Consider the following 16,323-nt stretch of genomic DNA (forward strand, 5'->3'; position numbering starts at 1 on the left):
TAAAAATAAAAAAGCCTTTCCAAGAATAAATTCCGGAAAGGCTTTCATATTTTTATATTAATGGTAGTTACTTATGACGGGTTTCAAACACTAGTAAATCTCCTTTTTGGATGCTTTTAGGGTGTTTTGCAGCAAGGATGCAATAGTCATGGGCCCAACACCACCGGGAACCGGTGTAATCCAACTGCATTTGGGAGCCACTTCATCGTAGGCCACGTCCCCTTTTAATTTCCAGCCCGATTTAGTTTTGTCGCTCTTCACACGAGTTGTTCCCACATCAATTACCACAGCACCTTCCTTCACCATATCTTTTTTAACAAACTCAGGAGAACCGATTGCGGCGATAATAATATCCGCTGACTGGCACACTTCTTTTAAGTTGGCAGTTCGGCTATGACAAACCGTTACCGTTGCATCCCCGGGATAACCTTTTTGAGAAAGCAGAATACTCATTGGACGACCCACAATATTGCTTCTGCCAATTACTACCACATGCTTACCTGATGTTTCAATTTCGTAACGTTTTATCAGCTCCATGATACCTTGTGGTGTGGCAGAAACAAATGCAGGGGAGCCAATACTCATCCTACCCACATTTTGAGGATGGAAACCATCCACATCTTTACGGTAATCCACTGCATCAGTAACTTTTTGTTCGGAAATATGCTTAGGTAAAGGCAGCTGAACGATAAACCCGTCGATATCCGCATCGTTATTTAATTCTTCTACTTTGGCCAACAACTCCTCCTCTGTAACATCATCTTCAAATCTGATTAGAGACGACTTAAAACCGACATATTCGCATGCTTTAATTTTGGCTGCAACATAGGTTTCGCTGCCTCCATCATGGCCAACGAGTATGGCGGCCAGGTGAGGCACTTTTCCTCCGTTAGAATTTATGACAGCAACTTCTGCTGCAATTTCATCTTTTACTTTTTGCGATGTCGCTTTTCCGTCGATTATTTGCATTTTCGATTTTTATGTTGTTCATATTTTGTTGCAGGATATAAGATAACCTGATATTGGTCACTTTAACTTAAAAAAGAGGTTGACCATATAGGTATTTCAAATCCCCATCTATCCGTCTACTGTGGAGTTCTTCCCCTTTTACTTTGGCAAAAAGGGAAGAACCTAAACTGTTAAGTTCTGCAAATACTAAGAACTGTCTGTGTTAACGTATTACCGTCTTCCGAATGGCATATTTTGCATCATACGTCCCATGTTTTTTCCCTGGGTCATCATCCGCATTACTTTGCGTGTATCTTCAAATTGCTTGATCAGCCTATTTACTTCCTGAATGTTGGTACCGCTACCGTTGGCAATTCTTTTACGGCGGCTGCCATTCAGTATCTGAGGGTTTTCGCGTTCATTCGGTGTCATTGAGTAAATGATTGCTTCGATTCCTTTGAAAGCATCATCATCAAAGTCCATGTTTTTAAGTGCCTTGCCCATACCCGGGATCATTCCAGCCAAATCTTTCAGGTTACCCATCTTTTTGATTTGCTGTATCTGGCTTAAGAAGTCGTTAAAGCTAAACTGGTTTTTGGCGATTTTCTTTTGAAGCTTACGGGCTTCCTCCGCATCAAACTGCTCCTGCGCCCGTTCCACAAGTGATACGATATCACCCATACCCAAAATACGGTCGGCCATACGGTTGGGATGGAAAACATCTAGCGCTTCCATCTTCTCGCCCATACCTACGAACTTAATTGGTTTTTCAACCACACTGCGTATAGAAAGTGCGGCTCCACCTCGTGTATCACCATCAAGCTTGGTAAGGATTACACCGTCAAAGTTCAAACGGTCGTTAAATTCCTTGGCCGTATTCACAGCATCCTGACCCGTCATGGAATCCACCACAAACAAAATCTCCTCAGGGGTAACCGCTTTTTTGATAGCAGCAATCTCGTTCATCATCTGCTCATCAATCGCCAAACGCCCCGCGGTATCCACAATCACTACGTCGTGTCCGTTAGCTTTTGCATGCTTTACACCATCTTTGGCTAATTTAACGGGATCGTTGTTACCTTCCTCGGTATAAACGGGTACGTCAATCTGTTCTCCCAATACCTGCAACTGGTTTATCGCGGCAGGTCGGTACACGTCGCCCGCCACTAATAAAGGTTTTTTACCTTTCTTGGTTTTTAGCAAATTGGCCAATTTACCGGCATGCGTTGTTTTACCCGAACCTTGAAGACCTGCCATCAAAATAACAGCAGGATTACCGTTCATGTTAATATCAACCGATTCTCCACCCATTAACTGTGCCAACTCATCGTGCACAATCTTCACCATCATCTGACCTGGCTGTACCGCGTTCAGTACGTCAGAACCCAGTGCTTTCTCCTTTACTTTTTCAGTAAAAGTTTTAGCTGTTTTATAGTTAACATCAGCGTTCAAGAGCGCTCTGCGTACATCTTTTAAAGTTTCGGCTATATTTATTTCGGTAATTTTGCCTTGCCCTTTTAAAAGCTTAAAGGAACGCTCCAGTTTTTCCGACAGATTATCAAACATTCTTTCTAATTTTTAATTTCAGAGTGCAAAAATATAAAATATTTGCTAATTCCTCTCACTTATAAAGAGCTCCTTGTAATACTCTACCGTATTTAGTATAAAAGCTTCTTTTTCCACTTCCGTAGCAGTAATAATTTCGGGGTAAAAAAAGTGCTGCATCACATCCATATCGCAAAACCCAAATACTTCGTGGCCTTGAATAACGGTTAAGTTAGGCAATAAATCATCTTCTTCGTCGTCGGAAATGGCATTGCCCATAGAAGTATGCAAAATCACAGCCCTGCCGGTCAGCAAGCCTTCAATTCCCTTTTCTCCGGCCTGATATGCAAAACCGTATGAAAACACCCTGTCGATATATCCCTTTAAAATAGCCGGAAAAGAAGCCCACCACAAAGGATATACCACAGAAATAATATCGGCATCTTCAATATACTCCTGCTCCTTGTCCACATCCTCCGCAATAACCCCTTTTTTCAGATTATCCAGTTCTTCCTTTTTTAATACTGGATTGAAATCCATCGCATACAAATCTCTGACAATAACAGTATTCAATGTCTCCGAGTATTGTTTTATCCTATCTACAAGTTGTCGCGAAAAACTATCCTCTGATGGATGCGCATATATTATTAAATGTGTCATTCAAATCATGTGTTAGTTATAAAAATGTTAACACCAATACTTAAAATAAGTTTTTAAAGTACGATTTTAACCTAATCTTCCGTAAAAAAACAAAATATTATGGTTCTTTTTCGTTCAAGTGAATTATTTTTACCCTCTTATTTTGCAAAACACAACACGAATAGAGGGCAGATCGAATGGAGAAATTTATTGTTGTATTAACCGAAAACAGAAATCTTGGAATGCTTGCGGTTCCTTATTTTGTAATGGATAAGGACAATTCACCATCGCTAATATTAAACGAAATGGTGAATACGGAAAACCCTTCGGTGCATGATTATAATTTCACGGCCAAGGAACTGGAGTTATTGGAGATCATGAAAAAGCTTAGTGACAGGTATTTGTTTAGAATATTCTCCAAAGAGAAGACCATCAAGTTATTTTATGACAATCTCGACCAAAAGAAATTCAACGACCATGTACGTCCGCATATCGAAAAATATATGTATGCCTGTTTCGACAAATTGGTTCAATGCCCCTATGTTCCCATATATTTCAAGGATGCAAAGTACAGTAATTTGTATAAAACAGATGTTATATCGGTGTACGAAAAAGATGTAGAACCGGTTTTTTACTTCGATTTGTCGGAACAAGGGATTGATTACTCTTTAAAATTAAAACTTTCGGGCGAAGACCTTTCTATCACCCATAAAAAACCTGTGGTGATAACAAATTCTCCTTGTTCAATCCTGATAAGGGAAAAACTTTATCGCATACCAGATACCGACAGCAAAAAGTTCTTGCCGTTTTTCGACAAGCAACATATCAAAATCCAAGCACGAAGCGTACCCACCTACATGGATACCTTTGTTGCGAATGCAGTTAGAAACAACCATGTTGTGGCATCCGGTTTTGAAATAAAAGAAGACAAAACAGAACCAACAGCCATTCTTTCTCTGGAACAAGATATTAGACAACAACCCACCCTGGTGTTGAAGTTTAAATATGCCAATAAAGAATATTTGTCGCATAGTCAACCTAATGCTTTGGTTCAGCTGAGCAACGAAAAGGGTAATTATGTATTTACCAAGTACCAGCGACACCTAGAATGGGAGAATAGGATAATTAAAATACTAATATCTAACGGTTTAAAAGCAAGAAACGGAGCCAACTTTTCACCCATCAATGAGCAGGATGATGAGAATACCATTTATACCATTATACATTGGTTAAATAACAACAAGGATACTCTGCAGGAAAATAACATTGCGTTTATTCAAAAGAATTTAGAGAACAATTATTTTATTGGAGAATTCAGCTGCAGCTTTAAATCGGATAAAGGACAGGATTGGTTCGACTTGCAAATGAAAGTACAAGTAGGCGACTATGAAATACCGTTTATAAAGCTCCGGAAATTTATTCTAGCTGGTAAAAACGAATACACGCTGCCTAACGGCGATATTTTTATTATTCCGCAAGAATGGTTCACAAAATATGGAGATATATTATTATATGCCGAAGAAAAAAAAGGTAAAGTCAAGCTGAACAGGATGTATTACACTTTGTTGGAAAAGTCATCAAACGGCAAATACAAAGAAGCTAAAAACATTCCCCTTGAAAATGGTAAAAAGGTGCCCGACACATTAAACGCCTTGCTCCGCCCCTATCAACTGCGTGGTTTCAATTGGATGCATTATTTGCACGACAATAGTTTTGGTGGAATTTTAGCAGATGACATGGGTTTGGGTAAAACGTTGCAAATTATTGCCCTTCTTTTAAAAATTTACGATACCCAGGGACTCCAAGAAGAAACAACACAGCCTGCTCAGCTGAATCTTTTTGAACCATCTACAATAGAGGGGTTTAACACCAGTGGGCTAGCTACCAGCTTAATTGCCATGCCAACTTCACTTATTCATAACTGGTTGAACGAATTTAAGAAGTTTGCGCCGACATTAAAGATTTACATATATTCCGGAACCAGGAGATTGAAATCGAGAGAGATAGGAAAAATAATTCGACATTACCATGTGGTATTGACCTCGTACGGCGTGGTCAGAAACGATATTGATTACCTAAAGCATTATAAGTTTCATTATTTTATTCTTGATGAGAGTCAGTATATAAAAAACCCCAACTCAAAAATTTACGAGGCCATATCGCAGGTTGAATGCACAAAAAAGATGGTCTTAACGGGAACCCCAATAGAGAATTCGCTTACGGATTTATGGGCACAGATGAACTTTGTTAACAAGGGTTTGCTGGGTAACCTCACATTTTTTAAACGCCAGTTTGTGGTGCCCATTTCAAAAAACAATAACGAGGAACAGGAAGAAAAATTGCAAAACCTAATTGAGCCTTTCGTCCTCAGAAGAACCAAGGAAAAAGTAGCCAAAGAGCTGCCCCCTGTCAACGAACAGGTATTGTATTGCGACATGACCGCAGAGCAGAAGAAGGTATATGATTCGGAAAAATCCGGTATCCGAAACGAGTTGCTCAAAACTTTTGAAAATAAAGGTGTTGAAAAATCAACATTTTTAGCACTTCAAGGGCTCACCCGTTTGCGCCAAATAGCCAACCATCCCAAGCTGGTAAATCCGGAATTCCAGGGGGAGTCGGGAAAATTCAACCTTATTATCAACAATCTGGAAAATATTACCAACGAAAAGCATAAAGTATTAATATTTTCTTCGTTTGTGAAGGATTTGAAGTTGATAGAAGGTGTGCTGAACTCACGGAAAATAAAATATAGCAAATTAACAGGCAGTACGACCAACCGCCAGCAAGTTGTCGACGATTTCGAGAAAAAGGAAGATTGCAGGGTATTTCTGATTTCTTTAAAAGCGGGAGGTGTTGGATTAAACCTGATTAGCGCCGATTATGTGTTTTTACTCAACCCCTGGTGGAACCCGGCAGCCGAAGCGCAAGCCATAAACAGGGCGCACAGAATTGGTCAAACCAAGAACGTTTTTGTATACCGGTTTATTTCCATTGATACCATTGAGGAAAAAATCATGAAATTGCAAGAACACAAATCTAAATTGGCAGATACGTTTATTAATTCCAACAATCCATTTAAAAACATGAACGAAACTGAAATAAAAGAATTATTTTCATAAAATATATATTCGCATGGTACGGATTTTGTTTAGCAAGCAAAAACTAGTGTCAAAAAAAATAAAAGTCAATTAAGCAGTTTAAAATTATATTAGAATGAAAAAGTTATTTCTAGCCCTGGTTCTGTTTGGAACCATTACAGCAGCATTCGCGCAAGACAGGAAAAGCCAGCAGCGCAACATAGGAACTTTTAACGAAATTTATGCCGGGAAAGGTATAAACGTAACCTTGATTGAAGGCGACAAAGAAAGTTTAAAGGTTGAAATCGAAAACGGAGAGTTGACCGATGTGATCACCAATTTAAAAGGAAGAAAACTGGAGATAAAACTGAAGACAAAAATATATAAAAACGTCGGTGTTCAGGTTTATGTTACCTATAAAACGATTAAGGCCATACATACGGGGACCGGAAGTTTTGTCGACGCCAACAACACTATTTATGCAGAAAACCTTGATTTAAAGGCAGGCACTGGCTCCACGATCATCTTAGATATCGATACCAAAACGGTTTCCTCTAACCTTTCTTCTTCTAAAATAGAGCTGGTGGGCAAGACCGGGTATCAGGACGTGACCACAAATACTGGAGGTAAGTACATTGCAGACAAACTTGAAAGCAAGGAAACCTTTGTAAAGGCTTCTACTGGCGGAACTGCATGGGTAACGGCTACCGATAAATTGGAAGCTAAAACCTCTACAGGAGGAAAAGTCACTTATTCTGGTGAACCAGAAAAATTGATTATAAAAGGGAACGTAAAACCGGAGTAAATCAGTACGAAGTTATCAGTTAGCAGTTGTTCATACTGCTAACTGTAACTGAATACGGATTAACGTTTCTCCAAATAAGTAGAAGAAGTCACTTTCATGGGAATTTCCATTCCTTGTGGCATTTGAGGATTACCTTTCATGGAAACCGTGCCTTCAATCTTTTGGTTCTGTTTGCCGCTCACAAACCAACCATCTTCTTGGTTTACCACAAATTCTGAATCCTGATTTCCTTTAAGGTTAAAGCTCATTTTCATCCCGTTCATTTCCGCTTCCTCACCTAAAGTTGTGATACTTCCGTTTCCCTTTAGTTTCCATTGTTTATTGGACGCATCCGCCAAAGTCCAGTTATTATTTAAGTTAGCTTTTAACGCAGAGGTTAATTTTGTATCCGTACTCCAGGTATCCCCCACTTTTTTACTTTCAGCAGGGTAAATGGAAAGCAACATAGCCATATTTCCGGTCAGTGCTTCTTCCCCAAAGTGCCCGTTTAGCGTTTTTCTCATTTGCAAGGCTGCTTGTGGCTGAAGATTTCCCATACCATTTACAGCATCGTTTATCAACTTGTCAATACCATCGATCCGTACCACGTTGCCCTGAGGGGTAATCACCATTTTAAAATCTTTTCCGATAACGCCATTATAAATGTTAGCTACCTTATCATCAGGTTTAACCGGTTTCGAAGAATCGTAATTAATATTGAACATTATGCTTTCAATGTTAATAATCATGGTTTCAAACGAAGCGTTTAATACAATATTTGCACCTTCATTTCCTATTGGCGTAAACCGGGTAACGCCCTTAAATTCATTTTTTATTTCCTGTTCTATGATGCCTAAAGATTGTGTAATATTCATCTTGGTTTCTTGATAGAAACGATATTCCTGACCTTTTTTTAATTTGTATTTAAGGTTATGTGATTGGGCATTTATTCCCAAAGCAATTATTACAAGCATCAATAATGATACAATAGATTTTTTTTTCATGCGCATAAAAAATTAGCAAAACCCCATAACCATTTCCAATGGGCCTCCTGAAATATCAGAGCTGCCTCCTTGTTGCCAATTAAATACCTTGGTTATAGCAGTTTCTTATGATTCGATTTTATCAGCTATTTATTGACCGTATAAAAATACATCTTATTTGGTAACTGATAGCCTTGTTAATTAAATATTTCCTCATTTATAATAAATCTTCATGAATCTAATATGGTGCCAGGATTAAATAAGCAACCTTTTTACTACTTTTGCCCAAAATTGAAAGTATGAACGGTTTCTTATATTTAATTCCCACAACTTTAGGAGATTCATCTATTAGCAGTGTAATACCGGCAGATGTTGGGATATTGCTGAAGCAAATCAAGCATTTTATTGTTGAGGATATTCGCACAGCAAGACGCTACCTTAAAAAGGTTGACAGATCAATTGATATTGATGAACTTACTTTTTACGAATTAAATAAACGCACCACTCCTCAGCAAAAAAGCAGTTTCCTGAATGCCGCTAAAAAAGGCCATCATATTGGGGTGATTTCTGAAGCTGGTTGTCCCGGAGTTGCCGATCCCGGTGCCGATATAGTGGCTGCCGCACACCAACAAAACATGAAGGTTGTACCGTTGGTGGGGCCATCCTCCATCCTGCTTTCGTTGATGGCCTCGGGCATGAACGGCCAGAGCTTTGCATTTCATGGTTATATCCCAATTAAATCCGAAGATAGAGCCAAAGCTATCAAGCATCTGGAAGGACTGTCTATCCGCGAAAAACAAACGCAAATATTCATCGAGGCACCTTATCGAAACAATCACCTATTAAAGGATATCCTGAGTAATTGTAATACGAAAACCAGGGTTTGTGTGGCTTGCGATATAACTTTAGAAACAGAATTCATTAAAACAAAAACCGTTGCTCAGTGGAAAGGTAAATTACCGGAGCTGCATAAAAAACCGACCATCTTTTTAATACAGGGATAAAAAAGGTGACTCGTTCAAACCCAAATTATGTATTAGGGGTACGCAATAAGCATTTAATATTCCAAAAAACAAGGAGTTGCTGACACGGGGCATAGCAACGCTATGGTGTAAGTTGAAGCAACTCAGTGAAACACTTGTTTCGAATAGTTAAATGTCGAAACGGGATTTCTAATGCATATTGACGGTTAAAGTCACCTATATATGGATTATTTAATTCCTATATTAGCTTGAGTACTTCGGCAGACTAATATAAAACTCAGCACCACCTTTAGGGGCATTCTTTACTGAAACCTCACCTTTATGTATATTAACGGCGTGTTTTACAATTGCCAATCCCAGTCCTGTACCTCCCATTTTTCTTGATCTACCTGGATCAACGCGATAGAAGCGTTCAAAAATTCGAGAAAGATGTTCTTCCGGAATGCCAACACCATTATCAATGACTGAGAAGTAGTAAAACTCATCATCCTCATGATACATGTCAATATCTATATTAACACCTTCGCCCGCATAGCTTATCGAATTGTCCAATAAATTTTGGAATACAGAACAAACTAAAGCCCTATTCCCTTTAATCTTAACATCCTCTGCAATATTATAATTAACAGTTAGCTGATGTTCCCTTATTAAGTTTTCACAATTGTCAATTGTATCCTTTACTATACTACTAACCGATAATTCCTCGAATTCATAAGAGTCAACCCCTTCTTCAATTCTATTTAACACTACTATATCTTCAATTAAAGCAGTTAGCCTGTTCGATTGTCGAAAAGCCTTTTCTATAAAGTAATCTTTTTTATCTTCTTCCATATCCTTGTTATTCAAGATAGTTTCAAGGAACCCGCTTACAGAAGCTACAGGAGTCTTTAGCTCGTGTGCAATATTCGAGGTCATTTGTTGCTTCAGCAATCTGCGTTTCTCCAGTTTTGTTACATCATTAATATAAATCTCGAAACTTTGGTCCTGGAATACAATACACTTAATTTCGAAGAAATATCCGCTCTTTTTAACTTTAAACTCCAACCTTGGCAGCTCATGAGGATTGATGGTTAAATTTTTCTTTTCAACGTGTTTTTTTAAAAACTTCTGTAAATCTTTTAAATCAGCAATTTCAAATATATGTTCGGGATTAATAGAAGACTTTTCTGCGATTAAATTGAGGTACTGAACAAAGTGAGTGTTAGTTAAAACCACCTTCTTATCCGGAGAAAAGAATCCAACCCCCTCATTCAGTACAAATAGGTGTTTAATCAACTTTTCTTTTTCCAGGCTCAACGCATTTGTGGTTTGAGTAAGTTTTTTATACATCGAGATAATCTGTTTGCTAATCACCCCTAATTCGTTTTGAGGAAACTCATAATCTTCGTAAACCGGCTTATTTTGTCGAAGCTGCACAGCAAAATCCTTTAATTTCGTGATACTCTCGCTCATTTTGCGGGTTACATACGAAAGGATAAACCAGGTTACAATAAATATAAATGCGATAAAGAATAAGAATAGCCTTTCTGCTTTCAAAAAGTTCTGCACCTTAATATCGTACACTACGGCTACTCTAACAAAAAAATCATTGTAATTACGCGCATAATAATAAAACTCCTGACCTGTAGTAACCGACCTTCGGATATTGGAACCTTTACCTTCGTCTGAGTATTTGGCTTTCTGGACCTCTGAACGCTGCAGATGGTTTTCCATTCCATCATAGTCTACAACAAAACTATCGAACAACACATTACCTTTTAGGTCGATTATTGTGATTCGGGTATCTTCTGCCGGAATAATTTGTACTAAGGAGTCTAATAATGAGATATTATTATTACTTAGCAGGTTATTTTTGCTAATATAGTTGCTGGTTAAATCGGTTAATGTATTTAAAGTATTCTCTAATTGTGCAATCCTGAAGTGCTTTTCCCTGTTAAACTGAAATGCAATAAATGATGATGTGATAATAAAAAATATAGAGAAATAGTATAGAAACAATTTTCTCTTGTAATTAAAATTAAATGACATGACCAGGTTTTATTAAACGTTAAACTTCAAAATAATATCCCAAGCCGGGACGGTTTTTTAGATATTCTCCATACGGTCCTATCTTTTTTCTAAGTCGTGTAATATTAACATCAACGGTTCGGTCTGTTACAACAACATCGTACCCCCAAATCTGATGCAATATCTCATCTCTCGAAAACACCTTGGTTTGGTTTTCGAAAAACAACTTTAATATTTCAAACTCTTTACGAGTTAGCTCTATTCGGTTGTCCATTATGGTGAAATTTTTCTTATTAAGATCTAAAACCATATTTTCAACCTGAATGATTTTTTTATCAACAGCATTATCAACGCCAGCATTTCGTCTGAGTACCACTTTAACCCTTGCAATCAGTTCCTTTAACGAATAAGGTTTACTGATATAATCATCTGCACCAAGATTAAATCCTGTTAATAAATCATTTTCAGTACTTTTGGCGGTTAAAAATATAACCGGCACTTTAATCTTTAATTCTTTACGAATAGTGTCTATCAGTTTAAAACCCGACATTTTGCCCATCATCACATCTAGCAACAGCAGGTCGAATGACTTTAAGTCTTTTCCTAAGGCCTCTTCGGCAGAGTATGCTATCTCGGTTATATAACCCTCACTTTCAAGATTAAACTGCAATATTTCGCAAAGATCTTCCTCGTCGTCAACAATTAAAATACGTTTACTTTCCTGTGTCATAAATTTTGGAGTTTGCACGAATATACGAGAAAATCCAAAAAAATTATTTTTCATCCACGTTTTGATGGCGAATATCCCTTCCCTCCTGGGCAAAAATTGATGCCTCTGCAATATGACCGGCGTGATCCCCTATTCGTTCAATCTTCGAAATAACGCTCTTAAAGTTGATTAAATGCAAAAGAACCTCCCGTGCTTCTTCCTGAAGGTTAGCTTTTTTTATTCCCTTCTTCATCAGCTTCTTATTCATCTCATCAATTACCTCGTCATTTTTTATAGTCCATATTGCCGAGTCTCTGTCCTCATTGATAAATGAAAGCAATGCCTTTTCAACCATTCCACTACTTGATGTAATCATATTAAATATCACATCCGAAAGTTCTTCGTATAACTTAGTATCTTCGATTTTTCTGATGAAGAATACAATATCCTTTACTAAATCTCCAATACGTTCCATACTAATTACGATGCGGTAACAGGCCATTAATCCGCGTAACTCGGATGCAACAGGGTGATGTAAACTGATGGTGCTAATTATTTTCTCACTAATTTTTACCTCATATTTATTCAGCTGCTTTTCGGCGATCTCAATCTTTTTAATTTCCTTATCTGAGATGGAGTTGGACCCACTTTGCACAATATTCTCTAACTCACTAAGCTGCTGAATCATCAGGTTAGAATAGTCTTTAAAACTATCCTGTATTTCTTTTATTGCCTTTTCTTTTTGTATCATTGTTTTTTTGGCTTAAGTCTTTAATTATCAATTGTACAATAAAATCAACCAAATTTACCCGTTAAATATTCTTCTGTTTTTTTGTCTCGGGGGTTGGTAAACATCATCTTGGTTTTGCCATATTCAACCAAATCGCCGAGATACATAAACATAGAATACTCTGAAATACGTGCTGCCTGCGACATGTTATGTGTTACCATCACAATGGTATAATTTTTCTTCAGTTGTATTAAAAGGTCTTCAACTTTCGACGTTGCTATTGGGTCTAGTGCAGATGTAGGCTCATCTAATAAAATCACATCAGGTTTAAAGGCTATTGCACGGGCAATACATAAACGTTGTTGCTGTCCTCCTGATAAGAAGGTACCCTTTTTATGCAATGAATCTTTTACTTCATCCCACAAGGCCACACTGCGTAACGAATCTTCAACAATCTGGTCTCTTGCACTCTTTTTTATACGAATACCATTAAGCTTATAACCTGCAATAACATTATCATATATGCTCATGGTAGGAAATGGATTCGGACGTTGAAAAACCATTCCTATTTTTCTACGGAGGTGTATAGGCGACATCTTCATGATATTTTCTTCATTCAGGTAAATATCACCTTCTGTTTTGATATCAGGATATAACTCATGCATACGGTTTATTGCACGCAGCATGGTACTTTTCCCGCATCCCGATGGTCCCATAATAGCAGTAATGGTATTTTTTTTAATGGTGACATTAACATCCTTAACCGCATATTTATCCGATTTGTTATAGGCTATATGTAGTTTATCGACCTTCAAGACCGGATTTTCTATTATGTCTATATTTTTATTCATTCGTATCATTTTGTTTCCAATGGGCTCAGGAAATTAGCATTTATTTTATGGCTCGTTTTATGTTTCTTTTACCTTTTATCGTTTGGCGATTATTCTTTTAGAGATAATGTTCAGGGTTAATACAAAACCCATCAAAAATAAGGATGAGCTCCATATTAGATTAACCATATTGGGATCGTTGTAAAAGTCCCAAATTAATAATGGCACTGCACTTGTTGGGGCGGTAGCGTCCCAGTTGATCAATGGGTTTCCCAGCGCGGTCAGCATCAAAGGCGCCGTTTCGCCCAGTATTCTGGATATGGCTAAGAGGATACCTGTTGACAATCCGCTGAAACCACTGGGAATTAATACCCTAAGTATAACCTTGTAATAGGGTACGCCCAATGCCAACCCTGCTTCTTTTAATGTTCCGGGAATCATTTTCATGGTTTCCTCGGTGGAACGAATAATTAAAGGAAGCATCATTATAGCTAAAGCTACACTACCTGCCAGTGCCGAATAACCATGGGTTATACCTTTTACAATCCATAGGTATGCTATTAAACCTAAAACAATAGAGGGAACCCCTTGTAATATATCGGATAAATTACGAATCAGGGTTGCGTAAGTTTTTTGTCCGTTTTCAAATAAAAATAAACCAATAAGTATGCCTATGGGTATGGCCATTAACGAAGCTATTCCTACAATGAGCAGCGTACCTGTAATACCGTTCACTATACCTCCGGGTATAATTTCATTGTTTGCAACAGCAGTCATTGCTTCATAGGTACTTGGGGTAATTTCTGTAAAAAAAGAGAAATTAATTTGCGCTATCCCTTTCCATACAAGTTTGCCTATAATCAATACAATCGGAGATATTGTAATAATTGATACCACTATAACGCCTGCCAAGAACAACTTATCTTTTAAGTTTCGATAACGGCTATTATCTTTTAATTTAACGGTATTATTTTCTGTTCCCATGCTATTCTTATCAGGACATTTTTTTAATCACTAACTTACCAACTGCATTGATGATGCCCGTAATTACAAATAGCAATAATCCAATAGCAATTAATGCACTCATTTTTAACCCATCTGCCTCACCAAATTGATTGGCAATTACACTAGCCATACTATTCCCGGTGCTAAACAAACCCGTGGGAATAATATTGGCGTTACCAATTAACATAGTTACTGCCATGGTTTCTCCCAATGCTCTGCCAAAAGCCAGTATGAAACTGGCAACAATTCCCGAACGCGCATTCGGTAAAACCACATATTTAATAACCTCTAACCTGGTTGCTCCCAAAGAATAAGCCGCTTCCTTTAGCTCATTTGGCACCATACTAATGATCTCGCTGCTAATTGAAGTGGCATATGGAATAATCATGATCGCCAATATTAATCCTGAAGTAAATATTCCATATCCCTGCGGGTCGAGACCTATAGAAACGATAAATGGTCGTAAGGTATAAAAGCCCCACAATCCATAAACTATGGAAGGAACTCCTGCCAACAAATCTACCATTGAACCTAATACCGATGAGAATGAAGATTTACGGAAATATTCCGCAATAAACAAAGAGGTGGCAAATGCCATGGGCAAACATATAAGCAAGGCTAATAAAGAAGTGCTTAAAGTACCCGCGATAAAAGGTAATGCTCCATAACTTTCTCTACCCTCGGTAGGATTCCAATCGGTTGAAGTAATAAAACGCCACCCAAATTTTTCGAACACAGGAACGGCATCTCCAATCAATGAGTACACCATTCCTGCCGATACCAATAAGATTACGAGAGATGAAATAAGTAATACGTACTTAGTGATAGTATCGCTCTTCATGTTTTATATGATTCAATGCAAATAAGTACTTAAGGGTATAATTATAAAAAACAAAAATCAAGTCGATTGTGAACTTGATTTTTGATGTTTTTTACAAGCCCCACTCTAATATCGGCTGGTCTAGTTTAACAAAGCCTCGCCATTATAAGTTACTGAACGAAGAATTGCTTTTGCTTGTTTAGCTGCTTTTTCAGGCAGCGGTGCATAATTAACTTTGGAAGCCACACCCTGCGCATCTGCGCTAATCAGCCAATCCAAAAACGCTAATGTAGCCTGAGCCTGAGCTTTACTTCTGCCATCATAAGCTTGATCTTTGTATAATATTAACCAGGTAAAACCACTGATAGGATAAGCATTTTCATCATCAGAGTCGGTTAACATTACGCGAGTATCCGCAGGCAAAGCACCTTGAGCAGAAGCACTAATTGATTCGATAGTGGGTTCGATGTAATTACCGCTTTGGTTTTGTAATAGAGCCACCGGAATTTTCTGAGCCAAGGCATACTCACTTCCCACATAACCAATTGATCCCACGGTAGACTTAATTGTTCCGGCAACACCGGGATTACCTTTAGCTCCCATTCCAACAGGCCATTGTAACGATTTACCAGTACCTACCTGATCAGCCCACACAGAACTGATTTTACTCATATAATCACTAAAAATAAAGGTGGTACCACTACCGTCTGAACGATGCACGAATGTTATAGTCTGGTCTGGTAACGCCAGGCCTTCGTTATTTGCTTTAATACGGCTATCGTTCCACTTGGTTATTTTTCCCATAAAAATACCCTCAAGCAACTCGTTGGTAAGCTTTAGCCCTTCAACTCCTGGAAGGTTATAAGCAATTACAACTGCTCCCAGACATGTTGGGATATGCACTATTTCGGCGGGCATATCTGTTAATTTCTCATCCGATAGAAAAGCATCCGTAGCACCAAAGTCCACTACTTTATCCTTGAGACTTTTGATACCACCTCCTGAACCAATTCCTCCGTAAGTTACCAATACACCTTTTTCCTTGATGTAATTTTTAATAACCATGTTGTAATAAGGCATTGGGAAAGTTGCACCTGCAGCAGATATACTTGAAGCTTTTTCTGAACTCCCTGCGGATCCTTTTTTTCCGTTCTGACATGCAGCAAACATGGTTCCTATCAACAGTACAAACAATATCTTCTTCATTTTTCTTCTAATTAATTTAGATTGTTATTATTCTAATCCAAGAACTTGCGACGCGTA

Annotated in this window: 14 protein-coding genes; 3 read left to right on the top strand and 11 right to left on the bottom strand. The window is 38.0% G+C overall.

Annotation, left to right across the window (positions count from 1 at the left end):
- Positions 1-90: 90 nt before the first annotated feature.
- From folD to ACT29I_RS16340, 3 genes are all read right to left on the bottom strand, one after another.
- Entirely contained in the window at positions 91-969 is an 879-nt protein-coding gene (folD, locus tag ACT29I_RS16330) for a bifunctional methylenetetrahydrofolate dehydrogenase/methenyltetrahydrofolate cyclohydrolase FolD (RefSeq protein ID WP_430932714.1), read from the bottom strand.
- A gap of 210 nt (positions 970-1,179) precedes the next feature.
- Entirely contained in the window at positions 1,180-2,514 is a 1,335-nt protein-coding gene (gene ffh, locus ACT29I_RS16335; protein ID WP_430932712.1) for a signal recognition particle protein, read from the bottom strand.
- Positions 2,515-2,559: 45 nt separating this feature from the next.
- Positions 2,560-3,153, bottom strand: a complete 594-nt coding sequence (locus tag ACT29I_RS16340; protein WP_430932711.1) for an NAD(P)H-dependent oxidoreductase — start codon at positions 3,151-3,153, stop codon at positions 2,560-2,562.
- Between the two features lie 176 nt (positions 3,154-3,329).
- Here ACT29I_RS16340 and ACT29I_RS16345 point away from each other — a divergent pair, with 176 nt between their 5' ends.
- Positions 3,330-6,251 carry an SNF2-related protein gene (locus tag ACT29I_RS16345; RefSeq protein WP_444793937.1) on the top strand — a complete coding sequence of 974 codons (2,922 nt, stop codon included), beginning with the start codon at positions 3,330-3,332 and terminating at the stop codon, positions 6,249-6,251.
- Between the two features lie 94 nt (positions 6,252-6,345).
- Positions 6,346-7,014 (top strand): head GIN domain-containing protein, encoded by a 669-nt coding sequence (locus tag ACT29I_RS16350; protein ID WP_430932709.1) that lies wholly within the window; start codon positions 6,346-6,348, stop codon positions 7,012-7,014.
- A gap of 59 nt (positions 7,015-7,073) precedes the next feature.
- Here ACT29I_RS16350 and ACT29I_RS16355 read toward each other — a convergent pair whose 3' ends face one another.
- Complete coding sequence (locus ACT29I_RS16355) at positions 7,074-7,997, bottom strand: DUF6263 family protein (RefSeq protein ID WP_430932708.1); 924 nt, start codon at positions 7,995-7,997, stop codon at positions 7,074-7,076.
- A 278-nt stretch (positions 7,998-8,275) separates the two neighbouring features.
- Between ACT29I_RS16355 and ACT29I_RS16360 the strand changes: the two genes are divergently transcribed.
- Positions 8,276-8,980 (top strand): SAM-dependent methyltransferase, encoded by a 705-nt coding sequence (locus tag ACT29I_RS16360; RefSeq protein ID WP_444793938.1) that lies wholly within the window; start codon positions 8,276-8,278, stop codon positions 8,978-8,980.
- Positions 8,981-9,202: 222 nt separating this feature from the next.
- Here the strand turns inward: ACT29I_RS16360 and ACT29I_RS16365 are convergent, their stop codons facing one another.
- From ACT29I_RS16365 to pstS, 7 genes are all read right to left on the bottom strand, one after another.
- Positions 9,203-10,987: an ATP-binding protein gene (locus ACT29I_RS16365; protein ID WP_444793939.1), complete on the bottom strand. Its 1,785-nt coding sequence runs from the start codon at positions 10,985-10,987 to the stop codon at positions 9,203-9,205.
- Positions 10,988-11,006: 19 nt separating this feature from the next.
- Positions 11,007-11,696 carry a response regulator transcription factor gene (locus ACT29I_RS16370; protein ID WP_444793940.1) on the bottom strand — a complete coding sequence of 230 codons (690 nt, stop codon included), beginning with the start codon at positions 11,694-11,696 and terminating at the stop codon, positions 11,007-11,009.
- Positions 11,697-11,739: 43 nt separating this feature from the next.
- Complete coding sequence (locus ACT29I_RS16375) at positions 11,740-12,426, bottom strand: phosphate signaling complex PhoU family protein (RefSeq protein WP_430932704.1); 687 nt, start codon at positions 12,424-12,426, stop codon at positions 11,740-11,742.
- Between the two features lie 44 nt (positions 12,427-12,470).
- Positions 12,471-13,256 carry a phosphate ABC transporter ATP-binding protein PstB gene (gene pstB / locus ACT29I_RS16380; RefSeq protein ID WP_430932702.1) on the bottom strand — a complete coding sequence of 262 codons (786 nt, stop codon included), beginning with the start codon at positions 13,254-13,256 and terminating at the stop codon, positions 12,471-12,473.
- Between the two features lie 75 nt (positions 13,257-13,331).
- Positions 13,332-14,219 carry a phosphate ABC transporter permease PstA gene (gene pstA / locus ACT29I_RS16385; protein WP_430932701.1) on the bottom strand — a complete coding sequence of 296 codons (888 nt, stop codon included), beginning with the start codon at positions 14,217-14,219 and terminating at the stop codon, positions 13,332-13,334.
- A gap of 10 nt (positions 14,220-14,229) precedes the next feature.
- Positions 14,230-15,081: a phosphate ABC transporter permease subunit PstC gene (pstC, locus tag ACT29I_RS16390; RefSeq protein ID WP_430932700.1), complete on the bottom strand. Its 852-nt coding sequence runs from the start codon at positions 15,079-15,081 to the stop codon at positions 14,230-14,232.
- A gap of 120 nt (positions 15,082-15,201) precedes the next feature.
- Complete coding sequence (gene pstS, locus ACT29I_RS16395; RefSeq protein WP_430932699.1) at positions 15,202-16,266, bottom strand: phosphate ABC transporter substrate-binding protein PstS; 1,065 nt, start codon at positions 16,264-16,266, stop codon at positions 15,202-15,204.
- Positions 16,267-16,323 lie beyond the last annotated feature (57 nt).

Source organism: Saccharicrinis sp. GN24d3, assembly GCF_052400645.1.
GTDB lineage: Bacteria > Bacteroidota > Bacteroidia > Bacteroidales > Marinilabiliaceae > Saccharicrinis.

Bases quoted from the DNA above. Each gene is read 5' to 3' on its own strand.
- folD (WP_430932714.1), bottom strand. From the start codon at position 969: ATGCAAATAATCGACGGAAAAGCGACATCGCAAAAAGTAAAAGATGAA.
- ffh (WP_430932712.1), bottom strand. From the start codon at position 2,514: ATGTTTGATAATCTGTCGGAAAAACTGGAGCGTTCCTTTAAGCTTTTA.
- ACT29I_RS16340 (WP_430932711.1), bottom strand. From the start codon at position 3,153: ATGACACATTTAATAATATATGCGCATCCATCAGAGGATAGTTTTTCG.
- ACT29I_RS16345 (WP_444793937.1), top strand. From the start codon at position 3,330: ATGGAGAAATTTATTGTTGTATTAACCGAAAACAGAAATCTTGGAATG.
- ACT29I_RS16350 (WP_430932709.1), top strand. From the start codon at position 6,346: ATGAAAAAGTTATTTCTAGCCCTGGTTCTGTTTGGAACCATTACAGCA.
- ACT29I_RS16355 (WP_430932708.1), bottom strand. From the start codon at position 7,997: ATGAAAAAAAAATCTATTGTATCATTATTGATGCTTGTAATAATTGCT.
- ACT29I_RS16360 (WP_444793938.1), top strand. From the start codon at position 8,276: ATGAACGGTTTCTTATATTTAATTCCCACAACTTTAGGAGATTCATCT.
- ACT29I_RS16365 (WP_444793939.1), bottom strand. From the start codon at position 10,987: ATGTCATTTAATTTTAATTACAAGAGAAAATTGTTTCTATACTATTTC.
- ACT29I_RS16370 (WP_444793940.1), bottom strand. From the start codon at position 11,696: ATGACACAGGAAAGTAAACGTATTTTAATTGTTGACGACGAGGAAGAT.
- ACT29I_RS16375 (WP_430932704.1), bottom strand. From the start codon at position 12,426: ATGATACAAAAAGAAAAGGCAATAAAAGAAATACAGGATAGTTTTAAA.
- pstB (WP_430932702.1), bottom strand. From the start codon at position 13,256: ATGAATAAAAATATAGACATAATAGAAAATCCGGTCTTGAAGGTCGAT.
- pstA (WP_430932701.1), bottom strand. From the start codon at position 14,219: ATGGGAACAGAAAATAATACCGTTAAATTAAAAGATAATAGCCGTTAT.
- pstC (WP_430932700.1), bottom strand. From the start codon at position 15,081: ATGAAGAGCGATACTATCACTAAGTACGTATTACTTATTTCATCTCTC.
- pstS (WP_430932699.1), bottom strand. From the start codon at position 16,266: ATGAAGAAGATATTGTTTGTACTGTTGATAGGAACCATGTTTGCTGCA.